The 16,579-nt window shown below is 41.6% G+C and carries 14 protein-coding genes; 10 read left to right on the forward strand and 4 right to left on the reverse strand.

What is annotated here, in order from left to right; all coding sequences use genetic code 11:
- Positions 1–123 precede the first annotated feature (123 nt).
- Positions 124–1,962, forward strand: coding sequence for a translational GTPase TypA (gene typA, locus HWX64_RS07605; RefSeq protein ID WP_175988727.1), 1,839 nt, complete (start codon positions 124–126; stop codon positions 1,960–1,962).
- Between the two features lie 23 nt (positions 1,963–1,985).
- Positions 1,986–2,294: a YlaH-like family protein gene (locus HWX64_RS07610; RefSeq protein WP_175988729.1), complete on the forward strand. Its 309-nt coding sequence runs from the start codon at positions 1,986–1,988 to the stop codon at positions 2,292–2,294.
- A gap of 668 nt (positions 2,295–2,962) precedes the next feature.
- On the opposite strand, the gene HWX64_RS07615 is transcribed toward HWX64_RS07610, so the two are convergent.
- Entirely contained in the window at positions 2,963–3,163 is a 201-nt protein-coding gene (locus tag HWX64_RS07615; protein ID WP_175988731.1) for a YlaI family protein, read from the reverse strand.
- A 246-nt stretch (positions 3,164–3,409) separates the two neighbouring features.
- On the opposite strand from HWX64_RS07615, the gene HWX64_RS07620 reads away from it, so the two are divergent.
- Positions 3,410–3,865, forward strand: coding sequence for a pyridoxamine 5'-phosphate oxidase family protein (locus HWX64_RS07620; protein WP_175988733.1), 456 nt, complete (start codon positions 3,410–3,412; stop codon positions 3,863–3,865).
- 34 nt (positions 3,866–3,899) lie between these two features.
- Here HWX64_RS07620 and HWX64_RS07625 read toward each other — a convergent pair whose 3' ends face one another.
- Positions 3,900–4,502: a YhcN/YlaJ family sporulation lipoprotein gene (locus tag HWX64_RS07625; RefSeq protein WP_175988735.1), complete on the reverse strand. Its 603-nt coding sequence runs from the start codon at positions 4,500–4,502 to the stop codon at positions 3,900–3,902.
- A 178-nt stretch (positions 4,503–4,680) separates the two neighbouring features.
- Between HWX64_RS07625 and HWX64_RS07630 the strand changes: the two genes are divergently transcribed.
- Positions 4,681–6,009: a PhoH family protein gene (locus HWX64_RS07630; RefSeq protein WP_175988737.1), complete on the forward strand. Its 1,329-nt coding sequence runs from the start codon at positions 4,681–4,683 to the stop codon at positions 6,007–6,009.
- A 114-nt stretch (positions 6,010–6,123) separates the two neighbouring features.
- Here HWX64_RS07630 and HWX64_RS07635 read toward each other — a convergent pair whose 3' ends face one another.
- Positions 6,124–6,621 (reverse strand): peptidyl-prolyl cis-trans isomerase, encoded by a 498-nt coding sequence (locus HWX64_RS07635; protein ID WP_175988739.1) that lies wholly within the window; start codon positions 6,619–6,621, stop codon positions 6,124–6,126.
- Between the two features lie 142 nt (positions 6,622–6,763).
- Here HWX64_RS07635 and glsA point away from each other — a divergent pair, with 142 nt between their 5' ends.
- The 4 genes from glsA to pyc all read left to right on the forward strand — a co-directional run bounded on the left by glsA (position 6,764) and on the right by pyc (position 13,023).
- Positions 6,764–7,684: a glutaminase A gene (gene glsA / locus HWX64_RS07640; RefSeq protein ID WP_175988740.1), complete on the forward strand. Its 921-nt coding sequence runs from the start codon at positions 6,764–6,766 to the stop codon at positions 7,682–7,684.
- A 148-nt stretch (positions 7,685–7,832) separates the two neighbouring features.
- The gene (locus HWX64_RS07645) at positions 7,833–8,114 is read left to right on the forward strand and encodes a YlaN family protein (RefSeq protein ID WP_175988742.1); all 282 of its coding nucleotides are present in this window, start codon (positions 7,833–7,835) and stop codon (positions 8,112–8,114) included.
- 108 nt (positions 8,115–8,222) lie between these two features.
- Positions 8,223–9,440: an FtsW/RodA/SpoVE family cell cycle protein gene (locus tag HWX64_RS07650; RefSeq protein WP_175988744.1), complete on the forward strand. Its 1,218-nt coding sequence runs from the start codon at positions 8,223–8,225 to the stop codon at positions 9,438–9,440.
- Between the two features lie 136 nt (positions 9,441–9,576).
- Positions 9,577–13,023: a pyruvate carboxylase gene (pyc, locus tag HWX64_RS07655; protein WP_175989678.1), complete on the forward strand. Its 3,447-nt coding sequence runs from the start codon at positions 9,577–9,579 to the stop codon at positions 13,021–13,023.
- A 48-nt stretch (positions 13,024–13,071) separates the two neighbouring features.
- On the opposite strand, the gene HWX64_RS07660 is transcribed toward pyc, so the two are convergent.
- Positions 13,072–13,983, reverse strand: a complete 912-nt coding sequence (locus HWX64_RS07660; RefSeq protein ID WP_175988746.1) for a heme A synthase — start codon at positions 13,981–13,983, stop codon at positions 13,072–13,074.
- A gap of 483 nt (positions 13,984–14,466) precedes the next feature.
- Here HWX64_RS07660 and cyoE point away from each other — a divergent pair, with 483 nt between their 5' ends.
- A complete protein-coding gene (cyoE, locus tag HWX64_RS07665; protein WP_175988748.1) occupies positions 14,467–15,381 on the forward strand; it encodes a heme o synthase in 915 nt (304 codons plus the stop codon).
- A gap of 103 nt (positions 15,382–15,484) precedes the next feature.
- A complete protein-coding gene (coxB, locus tag HWX64_RS07670) occupies positions 15,485–16,561 on the forward strand; it encodes a cytochrome c oxidase subunit II (protein WP_175988750.1) in 1,077 nt (358 codons plus the stop codon).
- The last annotated feature ends 18 nt before the right edge of the window (positions 16,562–16,579 follow it).

Genomic DNA, 16,579 nt, shown 5'->3' on the forward strand with positions numbered 1-16,579 from the left:
TCCTATTGCACAATATTTATTAGGGGTTTTCGGGTGTGCTGTGCTATAATGGTCTAGTTGAACAGAAATATCCTTATCTTTAGCCTTCTAGGAAAGAAATCCAATATATTCAGGAGTGGAAATATGAACTTAAGAAATGATCTTAGAAATATTGCTATCATCGCTCACGTTGACCACGGTAAAACAACTTTAGTGGATGAGCTTTTAAAGCAATCTGGAATCTTCCGCGAAAATGAGCAGGTTTCAGAACGTGCGATGGATTCAAATGACTTGGAAAGGGAACGCGGTATTACGATCTTAGCGAAAAATACGGCGATTCAATATAAAGATTCACGCATTAACATTCTTGATACACCAGGGCACGCAGACTTCGGCGGCGAAGTGGAACGTATCATGAAGATGGTAGATGGTGTTTTACTAGTGGTGGACGCATATGAAGGTTGTATGCCTCAGACTCGTTTCGTACTAAAAAAAGCACTTGAACAAAATCTTACACCTATTGTTGTTGTAAATAAAATTGACAAGCCATCTGCCCGTCCAGAAGAAGTTATTGATGAAGTATTAGAATTATTCATTGAACTGGATGCCAATGATGAACAGCTTGAATTCCCGGTTGTGTATGCTTCTGCTATCAATGGTACAGCAAGTACAGACCCAGATCCGGAAAAACAAGATGAAAACATGCAGTGTTTATATGATTCAATCATCGAGCACATCCCTGCTCCAGTCGATAATTCTGAAGAACCGCTTCAATTCCAGGTAGCACTGCTTGACTACAATGATTATGTCGGCCGTATCGGAATCGGACGGGTGTTCAGAGGGACGATGAAGGTTGGTCAGCAAGTTGCACTGATGAAGCTTGATGGTTCTGTAAAACAGTTCCGTGTAACGAAAATCTTCGGTTTCTTCGGATTAAAACGTGAAGAAATTCAGGAAGCAAAAGCGGGAGATTTGATTGCAGTATCCGGAATGGAAGACATTAACGTCGGTGAAACGGTTTGTCCGGTTGAACATCAGGACCAACTGCCAGTTCTGCGTATAGACGAGCCTACACTGCAGATGACATTCCTTGTGAACAACAGTCCGTTTGCCGGCAGAGAAGGTAAATATGTTACTTCAAGAAAGATTGAAGAGAGATTGCTGGCTCAGCTCCAAACAGATGTAAGTTTACGTGTTGAACCAACAGATTCACCTGATGCATGGACGGTTTCCGGACGTGGTGAGCTTCACCTCTCCATCTTGATTGAAAACATGCGTCGTGAAGGGTACGAATTGCAAGTATCTAAACCACAAGTCATCATCAAAGAAGTTGACGGTGTGAAGAGCGAGCCTGTAGAGCGTGTTCAAATTGATATACCGGAAGAATATATGGGCGGAGTTATTGAATCCCTTGGACAGCGTAAAGGTGAAATGCTTGATATGGTTAACAACGGTAATGGTCAAGTACGTTTAATGTTTATGGTTCCTGCTCGTGGTTTAATCGGTTATTCTACAGAGTTTATGACCCTTACACGTGGATATGGTATCATCAACCACACGTTCGACAGCTACCAGCCGCTGCAAAAAGGCCGTGTCGGTGGACGTCGTCAAGGTGTATTGGTTTCAATGGAAACAGGTAAGGCATCACAATACGGGATCATGCAAGTAGAAGATCGCGGAATTATCTTCGTTGAAGCAGGTACAGAAATATATGGCGGTATGATCGTTGGAGAGCACACAAGAGAAAATGATATTACCGTTAATATCACGAAGGTTAAACAAGCGACGAATGTCCGTTCTGCAAACAAGGATCAGACCGTTACGATTAAGAAGGCAAGAATCATGACGCTGGAAGAATCCCTTGAATATCTGAACGATGACGAGTATTGTGAAGTAACACCTGAATCAATTCGTCTCCGCAAAAAAATTCTGGACAAGAATGAACGTGAAAGAGCGGAAAAAAAGAGCAAGGTATCACAATAAACTAAGAGAAGGGGGAGCAGGAGATGGATGTAACAGAGCGTTTATCCTTTTTCGCATCCCTATACCGTGTCGATCAAAATGCGGAAGTGGGAATGTGGCTTCTTTACTTAACCATTGTAGGACTCTCAATTTTAGTTTATAAACTTGGTTTTGCCAAAAAGCTTCCATTGGGTAAATCCATTGTGATTTATCTATTCCTAATTGTCGGATGTACGGTTCTTACATTTTTAGGGATATTTTTACCGGTTGCCGAGGGTCTTGTAGTAGCGGCTCTTATATTGATCATCTATAAGGTCCGTCTGAATAATGAAAAGAAAAAAGGAAATGTATAATAAAAAGCTGCGGTCTTTAAAGACTGCAGCTTTTTGTTTTTGGTTCTATAATCTCCGCTGTGGGTTTCCGTGCAAGACTTCGCTTTCCGCGGGCGGTCGGTGAGCCTCCTCGTCGCTATGCTCCTGCGGGGTCTCACCAGTCTCGCTTTTCCCGCAGGAGTCTTCGTCTTGCACTCCAACCAACAGCTAGAAACACCCTCAAATCAATATTATTTTTTTAACATAATCTTTTACAGGAAGTCAGCCTATTTATTAAATCATTGATAATAGGAAGGGACACCCCGTATACCACATGTCCGCTAAACCACAGAAGTATCCCTGCAGGGTCATGTGGGGGAGGTACTTCTTTGATGGCAAGGTATGAAAGCGGAAAGTATAAAAGGAACGCAGGCACGGTCAGGGCAAATGCCAACCCCCATACGGCCTTGCCTGAAAGGTTGAAGAGTTGAATCAACATTACAAAAACTATCCCGATAAAACATGAAATGAGTAAATGGAACAGGTATTCAACCCATTCTGACCAATCGATTTCTCCTATATATGGGATGAAATCAACATTCAGCAAAAGCACATAAACTTTAATACCCGTGAGTGACTCCAGGAACTTAAGGAATATCCCAAGAACGATTCCAGAAACTATCCCGATTCCGATCCCTCTGGTGTAATCCTTAGAAGTCATCTTCTACTTTTGGTGAACGGTATAGTTTGAAGTTGCCGGTGGCGGCACGTTCTTCGGTTTTTTTGGTGATCCGTTTGTGACATTGGTCACACATGTAGGTGTGGATCGGCCTGTTTCTCAGTCTTTTGGCTTGAAGAGAATAATCATCAATATTTTCTATTACTTCACATAAAGCACATTTAACACGCATTATAACACCCCATTGCTTTTCTCTCATAAGATAACTCTTTTCAGTATATCATGTAGTATGGGCGAACGCCTTAATTTACTTTCGCTTCGATTTTTTTATTAAGTCATGGATTGATGTATAATGATAACGTATAAAAAAGAAGGACAATTAAAATGTCTTCACGAATTGTCATATGTATAGGCTTAAGAAGAAAAATGCCTATACATTATTGTAAGATTGCAGTGAAGAACATGGAGGAGGGGTTGTATGGCTAATCAAGTTGAACCTGGCTTAATTCCGGTACTATTCGAAGAACTTCAATCAGAACGCTTCGTTACACTGTCCACTGTGGATCATGAAACTGGGGGGCCAAATGTCAATGCCGTTTCGTGGATCTTTGCCAAAGATGAGGAGACGGTGCTTTTCACTGTGAATCAAAAATCTAAAATCGTTGAAAATATTAAGCACAATCCGCTTGCAGTCATAAATTTGATTGCGAATGAATCTACCTATTCCATCAGCGGCAAGGCGGACATCATGCAGAAACACCTTGAAGGGGTACCGCTTAAGCTTACTCTGATCAAATTAGTCATCAATGAGGTGAGGGATGTGATGTTTTACGGCTCTAAGATCGCAACAGAACCTTCATATGAAAAGACATATGATAAAGCGGCAGCGGATCGTTTAGACCGGCAAGTAATAGAAGCCATGAAAAAAGCCTGATTTCAGCTTTTTCATGGCTTTTTATATGGCCGAATCACTCAATGTGATGTTTGCTTTGGTCTTCTTGTTCTTTCTTAAGTTGATTTTCTTTTGTTTGATTCATTTTTTTCTTCGGTTCCTTCGGTGCTTTCTCAGGGTCGGTCTGCTTAAGAGAGCGAGGGATCTCAGGCATGAGCCTTCCGGAAATATCTGAAAGTTCGTTCATGATCCCCTGTACAGGCTCTCCCCGCTGAATATCTTTACTGATTTCTTTCAGACGGGCATTGACATCAGGGTCGGCGATAACCACTGCCTGTGCACCGTATGGATCATCTTTTAAAGCTTCTGCTACGGAGTATTTAATCGAACCGACTTGAGAGCGTTCAACATCGGAATCAATATCGATCCCTACAAACGCATATTTACCTATTACCACTGCTGTAGCGTCTTTTACGTCCGGTACACTTGTAGTCAAGTTAACGAGGTGTCTTGAAATCTGCTGACCGGATTTTCTTTCAACATGCTGGATATTACTGTCTTGGACCGTGATGGGTTTATTGTTGTCAGATTTCGGATTCTTTTCGTATCCTACCTCATTGTTATTGGCACATGCAGTGAGGATGAGGGCCATCACGAGCAGAGAGATGGATTTATTCATGTAAGTACCTCCCGAATTAATTTCAATATCTTTTCTTATTGTGTAATTTTCTTCTATCTTTATACGTTTATTCATATATTTTAAGAAACGGGCCGTCCTATTTGAGTAGCTGGGAATAACCGGATGAACTTTGGCTACATACAATAGTAATAAGAAATGAGGAGCAGGAGGCATCGATTTGAATAAAATTTATGTATTAGATACCAATGTCTTATTACAAGATCCACAAGCCATCTTTTCGTTTCAGGACAATGAGGTGGTTATACCAGCAGTTGTATTAGAAGAAGTGGATTCCAAAAAGCGTTACATGGATGAAATCGGGCGAAACGCTAGACATGTATCAAAACTGATCGATAATTTAAGGCAAGAAGGAAAGCTCCACGAAAAGATCCCTTTGTATACGGGAGGCTCTCTGAGGATTGAGTTAAATCACCGTTCCTTTCAGGAACTTCAAGAAATATTTGTAGAGAAAACAAATGATAATAGGATTTTAGCTGTCGCAAAAAATCTTTCTTTGGAGGAAGAGGCCAAAGAGGACGGGAAATCGGTCATTTTGGTAAGCAAGGACACTCTGGTGAGGGTGAAAGCCGACGCTCTCGGATTACAGGCTGAGGACTTTTTGAGTGACCGGGTAGTAGAGGTCAATGACATATATACAGGGTTTAATGAGTTGTACGTTGATAAAGAGTTAGTGAACAAATTTTATGAAAAAGGGGAATTGACACTTACCGATATAACACAGCAACGGTTTTATTCACATGAATTCATCATCTTGAAAGATGCATTGGGGAGCTCTGCTTCCGCCCTTGGGATGGTGGATGGTTCAGGGACGAGAGTGAAAAAGTTAGTTTATGATCAAGACCACATGTGGGGGATAAAGGCAAGGAATGTTCAGCAGACAATGGCAACTGAGCTTCTGCTTCGAGATGATATTTCACTCGTGACGATGATCGGGAAAGCAGGGACAGGCAAAACGCTGCTGGCACTCGCTGCTGGGCTTCTGCAGACAGAGGATTTTCACAAATTCAACAAGCTCCTGGTGGCTCGTCCGATTGTACCGGTAGGCAAAGATATTGGCTATCTGCCGGGTGAGAAACAAGAAAAGCTCAGACCGTGGATGCAGCCGATTTATGATAACCTCGAATATCTGTTTAATGTAAAAAAACCGGGTGAACTGGACGATATTCTAGCAGGGATGGCATCCATTGAAGTAGAAGCCCTTACCTATATCAGGGGAAGAAGTATACCTGATCAGTTCATTATCATTGACGAGGCACAGAACCTTACGAAGCATGAAGTGAAAACGATCTTAACCCGGGTGGGGGAAAGAAGTAAAATCGTCTTGATGGGGGACCCCGCACAAATCGACCACCCTTATCTTGATGAATATAATAATGGATTGACGTATGTGGTCGAAAAATTCAAAGATCAATCGATTGCCGGCCATGTCAAACTGATGAAGGGTGAGCGTTCTGGTCTCGCCCAGCTTGCAGCCGATTTATTGTAATGACCTGATCATAAATGATTGGAAAATAAATACATTTATACCATATGAAAAAACCGATGCAGGGGTTCCTGTACCGGTTTTTTCATTTATGTATGGCATGAATAAGGATATTAATTATTCCAGACGGAAAGCTTTAACATCTGTAATAGGGTTTTCTTTGTTTGAGCCGTCCTTAAAGAGAATATGGATCGGACCATCTTCCTTATGAGGTTTCCCATTTTTCGAAAATCCCAATAGCAGGTTATCTGCTTCTTCAAGATCGAAGCTGTACTCTTCAGCAGCTGTTTCAATAATGATCTTCGAAGCATCTTCAAGTGGTTCCGCATTTTTCAGAAATGGAGTGAGGGGCATGGCAAAAGTCCCGTTAAGGACTCTTTCCTTTTCAAACTTCTTTTCTGTTTTTAAAGTCGGAGGATAGGTGGCACCCTCCTGGATTTCACGGGACCAATGCTTGGAAACGGCTTTTGTATATTCTTCAAGTTCGTCCTTCATGATACTTCCTTCTTCAAAAAATGTGCTTAAATCAATCTTTCTGTCATCAAATATCCATACTCCGGAATCCAACGTGATGACAAACTTTACTTTACCTTTGATCGGTACGATGCTTTCCACAACAGATTCCTCCCTTTCAATAGTTCTAGTATATCGGTTACAGAAGAGTTTGTCACATGATTTCAAGTAAGCATTTTCACTGTTTTCATTTAATGAGATTAGGGAAACTTATCAATGAGAATAGAGGAGGGTGAAGGATAAAATGTCAGATCAGAACCTATTGGGTGAATTAGTTGAAATATCCAGATCATTTGCATCATATGGCAAGGTTGCAGATTATATACCTGCATTAAGTGATCAAAACCCGGACGACTTGGCAATATGTATTTATTCAATCAACAATGAGTCTTATTACGCAGGAGATCATTTGAAAAAATTTACGCTTCAAAGTATTTCGAAGGTGATTACACTTGCCCTGGTGTTGATGGATAACGGAGAAGAAGAAGTGTTTTCAAAAGTTGGGATGGAGCCGACAGGGGACCCTTTTAATTCAATTGCCAAACTTGAGACAAATAAACCTTCCAAACCGCTTAATCCAATGATCAATGCAGGTGCTTTGGCAGTCACGAATATGATTAATGGAGACACAGTCGTAGAAAAATGGGAACGGCTGATAGAGTTCATTTCCCATTTGACTGGACAGCAGGTTACAAATAATGAAGATGTGGCCTATTCAGAATTACAGACGGCCAACTTAAATCGTTCGTTATGCTATTTTATGAAACAGCATGGAGTCATAACGGGAAATGTAGAGGATCTATTAGTCCTGTATACCAAGCAATGTGCAGTGGAGATGAATTGTGTGGACTTAGCCAAGATAGGTGCTGTCTTTGCTAATGACGGTCTCGATCCAGAAAGTGGAAAGCAGCTAATCACCAGGGATGTTGCAAGGATATGCAAGACCTTTATGGTGACATGCGGCATGTATAATAGTTCCGGAGAATTTGCCATAAAAGTGGGAATTCCTGCAAAGAGCGGGGTGTCAGGCGGGATCATGGGAAGTGTTCCCGGCCGGTGCGGGATCGGGATATTCGGACCTGCATTGGATGAAGTGGGAAACAGCATCGCGGGGGTGAAACTTCTTGAAGGCCTAAGCGCTAAGTATTCATGGAGTATTTTCTAAGACGTAATCAAGTATCCGGTATTGATTGGCCAATCCCCATTTCACAAATTCAATCCTTATAAATACGCTAATTGTTCTTGCAATTTGTGCAATTTAACGATAAAATTTTAAGACAGGAATGCTATTTGTTCGGAATGGGGGGATCACTGTGGCGTCAGAAATGACAGTTAATCATCGAGAGAAAGCCTATGAGTTATTAAAGGCCGATGCTGAAAAGATATTACAGCTAATTAAAGTACAAATGGATAATTTAACGATGCCCCAATGTCCTCTTTATGAGGAAGTATTGGATACCCAAATGTTCGGATTATCCCGTGAAATAGAATTTGCTGTCCGATTAGGGCTGGTGGACGATGGAGATGGAAAGGAATTGCTTGATTCATTAGAAAGAGAACTTTCTGCCCTTCATGAAGCGTCCACAAAAAAGTAAAATAGTCATGACAACTCAAACAATACTGCACTCTGTTGTTTGAGTTTTTTTGTAGAGGTACATAATTTGCCAGTAAGAAAATGAAATAAGAAAAAGGGTTGAATTGTCATGATTAAAAAGATATTGAAGTCCTATGACTATTCTCTAATAGCTGTATACATATTCCTGTGTTTTTTTGGATTGGTCATGGTCTACAGTGCAAGCATGGTAATGGCTGTTGAACGATTTGATCTGGAAAGCGACTTTTTTTATAAGAAACAGCTGATTAACGTCGTCATTGGATTTATTGCGTTTACAATAGCCGCATGGTTTCCTTACAAAGCCTTTCAAATAGGTAAAATCATTAAAGGACTTATGTTCTTGATAATCGCAATGCTTATCTCTGTACATATTATAGGCAGTGAAGTTAATAATGCCAAAAGCTGGGTTGATCTCGGGTTCATGAGGATTCAGCCATCTGAATTTGCCAAGCTTGCCGTGGTCATTTATCTCGGTTCAGTATATTCAAAGAAACAGGCATACATCAATGATTTAAATCGCGGACTTGCTCCTCCGTTGATTTTTCTCGGATTTATATGTTTTATTGTTTTTCTCGAACCGGATTTTGGTACAGCAGCAATCATTTTCGCGATCGGGGCCATCGTCATCATGTGCTCCGGAATTAACTTCCGTACCTTCTTCAAACTTGCCGGAATTGGAACGGGGTTACTTGTGATCATCTCGCCGTTTATTTATTTGGCAAGGGGTTTCATCTTTACGGAGGAAAGGCTGAGCAGGATAGAAGCCTATCTGTCTCCGTTCAAGGATGCCCAGGGTGAGGGATATCAACTTGTAAACTCCTATCTTGCCATCGGTTCGGGTGGAGTCCAGGGCCTTGGTCTCGGCCAGAGTATTCAGAAGCTCGGATATATCCCTGAACCTCAGACGGACTTCATCATGGCGATCATTGCTGAGGAATTGGGTGTTTTCGGGGTCAGCTTTGTCATTCTCGGATTATCCTATATTGTGTTGAGAGGGATCTATATTGGTGTGAAATGCCAGGACCCATTCGGGACGATGCTTGCCATTGGAATTTCAAGTATGATTGGTATACAGGCATTCATCAATCTCGGCGGTGTGTCAGGGCTGATACCTATTACCGGGGTTCCGCTGCCTTTCATCAGTTACGGCGGTTCGTCATTATTGGTCCTTTCTTTATCGTTGGGAGTCCTTGTAAATGTCTCGATGTTTGTAAAATATGAAGAAAAATATAAAACAAAGAAGGAAAATAGCGAACCTTTGGAGAATATGTCTAATAACAGGAGAATATATGGTGTAAAAATGTAGGTCTCTAATAGAGGATAAAACACTCTATGTCTAGGGTCTGCCCCCTAAGATACGCTAGTATCCATCTTTCGGGTCAGCCCTTTTTTAATAGACTAGTAATGAAAGATTTTCAATCATGAACTAACTTAAAGGAGAGATCGTATTGAAGAAAATTCAAAAAGTATTAGTCGCAAACCGCGGAGAGATTGCCATCCGCGTATTCCGTGCATGTACGGAACTGAATATCAGAACTGTTGCTGTCTACAGTAAAGAAGATTCCGGTTCTTATCATCGATATAAAGCGGATGAAGCATATTTAGTCGGTGAGAACAAGAAACCTATAGATGCTTATCTTGATATTGAAGGAATCATTAAAATAGCCAAGAAATCCGATGTGGATGCCATTCACCCTGGATATGGATTCTTGTCTGAAAATATCCATTTCGCAAGAAGATGCGAAGAAGAGGGAATCACCTTCGTTGGTCCTCATTCAACTCATTTGGATATGTTTGGGGATAAGGTTAAAGCACGTAAACAAGCCCAGCTTGCGAATATCCCTGTCATTCCAGGCAGTGACGGACCAGTGACGACCCTTGAAGAAGTAATCAGCTTCGGGAAGGAAGCCGGTTTTCCGATCATCATCAAAGCTTCCCTTGGCGGAGGCGGACGAGGAATGCGGATCGTCAGAAACCTTGAAAGTCTTAAGGAAGCGTATGAGCGCGCAAAGTCAGAAGCTAAAGCGGCGTTTGGCAACGACGAAATCTATGTAGAAAAATTTGTGGAAAACCCAAAACATATAGAGGTACAGATCCTTGGGGATGCCGAGGGTAATATTGTGCATCTTTACGAACGTGATTGCTCCATCCAGAGACGTCACCAGAAGGTAGTCGAAATCGCTCCATCAGTATCCCTTCCGGATAAATTGAGAGAGGATATTTGTGAGGCGGCGGTACGCCTGATGGACAACGTAAAATATGTGAATGCGGGAACCGTGGAGTTTTTAGTGGCAAACAATGAATTCTTTTTCATAGAAGTCAACCCGCGTGTGCAGGTTGAGCATACCATCACTGAAATGGTGACAGGTGTGGATATCGTTCAATCACAGCTGTTGATAGCTGAAGGGCACGGCCTGCACAGCAGTAAAGTGGGGATCCCTTTGCAGGAAGATGTGAAGCTGAACGGGTTCGCCATTCAGTCGAGGGTAACGACTGAGGACCCGCTAAATAACTTCATGCCTGATACAGGGAAGATCATGGCCTACCGTTCCGGGGGAGGATTCGGTGTACGTCTTGACGCCGGAAATGGATATCAGGGAGCGGTTGTTACACCGTATTATGACTCCTTGCTTGTAAAACTCTCGACGTGGGCGCTGACTTTCGAACAAGCTGCATCCAAAATGGTCAGAAATCTTCAAGAATTTAGAATTCGTGGAATCAAGACCAATATTCCTTTCTTGGAAAATGTCGTAAAACATGAAAAGTTTATTACAGGGGAGTATGATACTTCATTCATCGATACTACACCTGAGTTATTCATTTTTCCTAAACGAAAAGACCGAGGTACTAAAATGCTTTCGTACATCGGCAATGTGACGGTAAATGGTTTCCCGGGTGTCGAAAAGAAGAAAAAGCCGGTATTTTCCAAACCCAGGACACCTGTGATCGATTTGTCCAATCCAGTAAAACCTGGGACTAAACAAATCCTTGATCAACACGGTGCTGAAGGTTTAGTAAACTGGGTAAACGATCAAAAATCTGTTTTGTTGACAGATACGACATTCCGCGATGCTCACCAGTCCCTGCTCGCGACACGTGTCAGAACGAATGATCTTAAGCAGATTGCAGAACCGACATCGAAGCTCCTGCCGGATATGTTTTCCCTTGAGATGTGGGGTGGTGCTACATTTGATGTGGCCTACCGCTTCTTGAAGGAAGACCCTTGGAACCGTTTATTGACATTAAGGGAGAGAATCCCAAATGTGTTGTTCCAAATGCTGTTAAGGGCTTCGAATGCGGTAGGATACAAGAATTACCCTGATAATGTCATCAAGGAATTTGTTGAGAAATCTGCATTTGCAGGAATAGATGTATTCAGGATTTTCGACAGCCTGAACTGGGTCAAAGGGATGGAAGTCGCGATAGATGCCGTTAGACAAAGCGGAAAGGTCGCAGAAGCAGCCATTTGTTATACAGGTGATATCGAGGATCCGACGCGTACCAAATACGATATTGATTATTACAAGAATCTCGCAAAAGAGCTTGAAGCAAGCGGTGCACATATACTTGCCATAAAAGATATGGCCGGACTCTTGAAGCCGCAGTCTGCCTACAGGCTAATCTCTGAACTTAAAGATTCCGTCAATCTTCCTATTCATCTTCATACACATGATACTAGCGGAAATGGGATCTACACATATGCAAGGGCGATAGATGCAGGAGTCGATATTGTGGATACTGCCCTCAGCACGATGTCAGGTCTGACTTCGCAGCCAAGTGCAAATACATTGTATTATGCGTTGAAGGGGACTGAAAGAGAGCCTGAAGTAAATATTGATTCTCTTGAATCACTGTCCCACTATTGGGAAGATGTGCGTAAATACTACACTGATTTCGAAAGCGGAATGATGTCGCCTCACCCTGAAGTATACAAACATGAAATGCCTGGAGGCCAATACAGTAACCTTCAGCAGCAGGCAAAAGCTGTCGGTCTGGGTGATAGATGGGAAGAAGTAAAAGAAATGTATGCAAGGGTCAACCATCTATTTGGTGATATTGTCAAGGTTACTCCTTCCTCTAAGGTCGTAGGGGATATGGCACTGTTTATGGTCCAGAATGATCTGTCAGAACAAGATGTCATTGAAAAAGGTGAAAAGATAGACTTCCCTGATTCGGTCGTGGAATTATTTGAAGGGTACCTGGGACAACCGCATGGCGGATTCCCGGAAGAGCTGCAAAAAGTCATTCTGAAAGGAAGAAATCCTTTAACAGTTCGACCTGGGGAACTATTGGATGATGTGGACTTTACAAAACTGAAAGAAAAGCTGTACGAACAGCTTAACCGTCCGGTGACGAGCTTTGATGCTCTTGGATATGCTTTATATCCGAAGGTATTTTCTGAATATGCTCAAACACTTGAACAGTTTGGCGATATTTCCGTATTGGACACGCCGACATTCCTGTTCGGGATGAGGCTTGGAGAAGAGATCGAGGTTGAGATTGAAACTGGAAAAACACTGATCGTTAAATTGGTATCGATCGGCCAAGCGCAGGCAGACGGTACAAGGATCGTTTATTTTGAGTTAAACGGCCAGCCTCGTGAGATTGTGATTAAAGATGAAAATATTAAATCCACGGTGGCTTCGAAAAGAAAAGTAGATTCAAAAGATGAAACACATATCGGCGCCTCTATGCCTGGTACAGTCATTAAAGTGATAGTCGAGAAAGGGGAGAAGGTGGAAAAAGGAGATCACTTGATGATCACAGAAGCCATGAAAATGGAAACCACCGTTCAAGCGCCATTCTCCGGAACGGTAAAAGACATTTACGTGACGAGCGGAGATGCAATCAGCCCTGGAGACTTATTAATCGAAATGCAAAAATCATAACATATAACAATAATAAAAAGGGTGCCGGTTTGAAACCGGCACCCTTTTTTATATGTCCTTCTTCAATTTACTTCTTGAAGCGAGAAGGATAAAGTAACATAACAATCCGAACAGACAGGAGATGATCAGGGCATGAAGCAGGGCAATTCCTAAGTTTAAACGTGTGAAGACGACCAAAGCCCCGGAGATTACCTGCAATGAGACAAGCGTGAATGCAATGATCCAGCCATAATAGATCACTTTTTGATGTTTGTGTTCCTTGATGGCGATATACGTGATGTAAGCTATCCATAAAAAGATCAGTCCTGCTGCAAATCGATGTCCCATCTGAATCCATTCATACATATTTGCAGGGAGAGAGGGACTCGAATTCACACAAAGCGGCCAATCTTTACACACCAGACTTGAATTTGTATGTCTGACGAGAGCCCCCGTATACACGACAATGTAACTGTATAATGTTACCCCAATCATATGAAATCTCATCCGCTTGTCGATAACAAGCGAACTTGCTTCAAATTTTTGGTCAACCTCAAAAATAAGTAGAGTCAATAGTAAAATTGCAGCGAAAGATATCAAGGAAATCCCGAAATGCAATGCGAGTACAAAATCGGATTGTCCCCAGATAACTGCAGCTGCCCCTATCAAACCTTGCAGCAGCAAGAAAAAGAATGACAGGGCCGATAGAAATTTCGTTTCACGTTTATATCCTATGGCTTTCCAAGACCACACTGACAAGGCAAGCACCAAAAGCCCCACTCCACCGGAGACTACCCTGTGAGCCAATTCGATTACAAGCTCCACTGTTATGTTTGTAGGGATCAGTTGTCCGTTGCATAACGGCCAAGAACGCCCGCAGCCCATTCCTGATTCCGTTTTGGTCACTAAGGCTCCACCTAATAGTACAAATAGCATGCCCAATGTCGTGATGACGGCAAGCCACTTTAATCCTTTATGCAATCTATTCACCTTCTTAGATAAAGACTTTATTAATATGGGACTAAAAAATATAGTAGAAAAATAGTTTGTTGCCTTTACGATAATAACGAAATTAAGTCCAAAACTCAACATATAAAATGTTACAGAATATTGAGCATTACTCAAGATAAAGCAGGGAAGACTATTTCATAGTAGAAATCTCCTAAATATACCTGCTGTAATTGTGTAAGCGCTTATCTTCAAAGTATGATATGATAAAACCATTACCCCTTGAAAGTACATGAAGCCTTATTGTTTCCGTTCTTCACAATTTCTTCACAATATTATTTTTTTCTATCACAAAAAGGAAAAAATATATGGTTTAATATAATATTGATGGAGTATTTACTATTTCTTATCTTTGCTAAAAATTTCAATTCGATATAGAAATGGTAGTTCATTTACTTTATAGTAGTAAGGGGTATCATCTGCCTCTGTTTGGTTTTAATGTGAGGAGGGGTAAAAATGTCAAACAGTCGATTAATGGCAAATGTTGAAGAAGCTAAGATCCCCACATCCACTGTGTGGAAAGATTTCTTGGCTTTAATCAAAGTCGGAATTGTTAATTCTAATCTGATCACTACCTTTACCGGAATGTGGTTAGCATTTTATTTTACTAATACACACTTTCTGAATTCTCTTGATATCATGTTTCTTACTTTAGTAGGTTCCTCCCTTATCATTGCGGGATCATGTGTGATCAATAATGTTTATGACCGAGACATCGATCACCTGATGGAACGTACAAAGGAACGCCCTACTGTTACGGGCAAGATAAATGGTACAAAAGCTTCGTTACTGGGGCTTCTGATGATTGCATTCGGAATCATTATGCTGTTTATGACTACCGTGACTGCAGGTGTTATAGGGATAATCGGAGTTTTTAGTTACGTTGTATTATATACAATGTGGTCAAAAAGAAAATATGTAAGCAACACGGTTGTAGGAAGCATTTCAGGTGCGGTTCCTCCATTGATTGGATGGGCAGCTGTTGATGCAAATCTTGACATTATCGCCTGGATGCTATTCTTGATGATGTTTATCTGGCAGCCGCCTCATTTCTATGCGCTGGCGATGAAACGGGTGGAAGAATACAGAGCAGCAGGTGTTCCTATGCTGCCTGTGGTAAAAGGTTTCGCTGTTACTAAGCACCATATTGTTGCATGGGTGGCTGCCTTACTGCCGCTTCCTTTCTTTCTAATGGACCTAGGCATGTTTTTCTTCATTCTTGCAACAGCTTTCAACATTGGCTGGCTGGCACTTGGCCTTGCAGGCTATAAAATGAAGGATGACATCAAGTGGTCTAAATTGATGTTTGTATATTCACTTAATTATTTGACTATCTTGTTTGTAGCGATGGTAATCGTTACAGTTATATAAGATTAGTGGGAATTCTTTCTGATAAGAAATCCAAATAGATATTTTTTGAGTCCTTGTTTTATTTCAGGAAGTACATTACACGAAAGAGGGGTTTGATTAAGCTATGAAAGCAAGGCTAACTAAGTGGCGCTTATTCTCCATTGTAGCCATGATGGCACTTATTCTTTCTGGTTGCGGTGAGCCGTTCATCTCGACACTGCAGCCGGCGGGGGAAGTAGCACAGACACAATACGATCTTATGATTCTGGCTACGTTAATAATGGTATTGGTTATTATTGTAGTAGTAATCATCTACACAGTTGCGATTATTCGTTTCCGCAGAAAAAAAGGAGACACTACAATTCCAAAGCAAGTAGAAGGAAGCCACACATTAGAGATACTCTGGACAGTTATTCCAATTATCCTTCTGCTTATCCTGGCAGTGCCAACTGTCACTGCAACATTCCAGCTTGCTGACACCAAAGCAATGGACAAAAAAGACGCCGAAGGCAATCGTGATGCTCTGGTTGTAAACGTTCGAGCTAACCTTTACTGGTGGGAGTTCGAATATCCAGATCAAAAAATTATCACATCTCAAGATTTAGTTGTTCCAACAGATAAGAAGGTTTACTTCAATGTTACAGCTTCAGATGTTAAACACTCATTCTGGATTCCTTCTGCAGGAGGGAAGATCGATACCAACGTAGATGGTGTCAACACGTTCTTCCTTGAATTTGATGGACAAAAAACAGAAGAAGCCGGTGGGGTATTCTATGGTAAATGTGCTGAGCTTTGCGGTCCTTCACACGCTTTAATGGACTTTAAAGTAAAAGCATTGCCACAGGATGAATTTGATTCATGGGTAGATGATATGCAAAATGCAGGAGAACCTAAACCGACTTCTGATTTAGCTCAACAAGGACAAGAAATCTTCAACCAAAAATGCTTAAGCTGTCATGCTGTATCACCAGAAGATGGCCGTCCGGAATCAGCTCGTCTTGCTCCTAACTTGGCAACGTTTGGAGAACGTAACCGAATCGCCGGAATTCTGGAACACAATGAAGAAGAACTGAAGAACTGGCTCGAAGACCCAGAACAGTATAAGCCAGGAAACAAAATGACAGGTACATATGGAGAGTTATCAGACGAAGAAATGGATGCTCTTGCAGAATACCTGATGGGTCTGAAAGTTCAAGATTAATAGGGGATTAGTTAAAAG

The organism is Bacillus sp. Marseille-Q1617, from assembly GCF_903645295.1.
Taxonomy (GTDB): Bacteria; Bacillota; Bacilli; order Bacillales; family Bacillaceae_B; genus Rossellomorea.

Excerpts from the sequence above, each read along its gene's own strand:
- HWX64_RS07650 (WP_175988744.1), top strand. The coding sequence starts at position 8,223 with ATGATTAAAAAGATATTGAAGTCCTATGACTATTCTCTAATAGCTGTA.
- HWX64_RS07625 (WP_175988735.1), bottom strand. The coding sequence starts at position 4,502 with ATGAATAAATCCATCTCTCTGCTCGTGATGGCCCTCATCCTCACTGCA.
- HWX64_RS07610 (WP_175988729.1), top strand. The coding sequence starts at position 1,986 with ATGGATGTAACAGAGCGTTTATCCTTTTTCGCATCCCTATACCGTGTC.
- HWX64_RS07620 (WP_175988733.1), top strand. The coding sequence starts at position 3,410 with ATGGCTAATCAAGTTGAACCTGGCTTAATTCCGGTACTATTCGAAGAA.
- typA (WP_175988727.1), top strand. The coding sequence starts at position 124 with ATGAACTTAAGAAATGATCTTAGAAATATTGCTATCATCGCTCACGTT.
- cyoE (WP_175988748.1), top strand. The coding sequence starts at position 14,467 with ATGTCAAACAGTCGATTAATGGCAAATGTTGAAGAAGCTAAGATCCCC.
- coxB (WP_175988750.1), top strand. The coding sequence starts at position 15,485 with ATGAAAGCAAGGCTAACTAAGTGGCGCTTATTCTCCATTGTAGCCATG.
- glsA (WP_175988740.1), top strand. The coding sequence starts at position 6,764 with ATGTCAGATCAGAACCTATTGGGTGAATTAGTTGAAATATCCAGATCA.
- HWX64_RS07615 (WP_175988731.1), bottom strand. The coding sequence starts at position 3,163 with ATGCGTGTTAAATGTGCTTTATGTGAAGTAATAGAAAATATTGATGAT.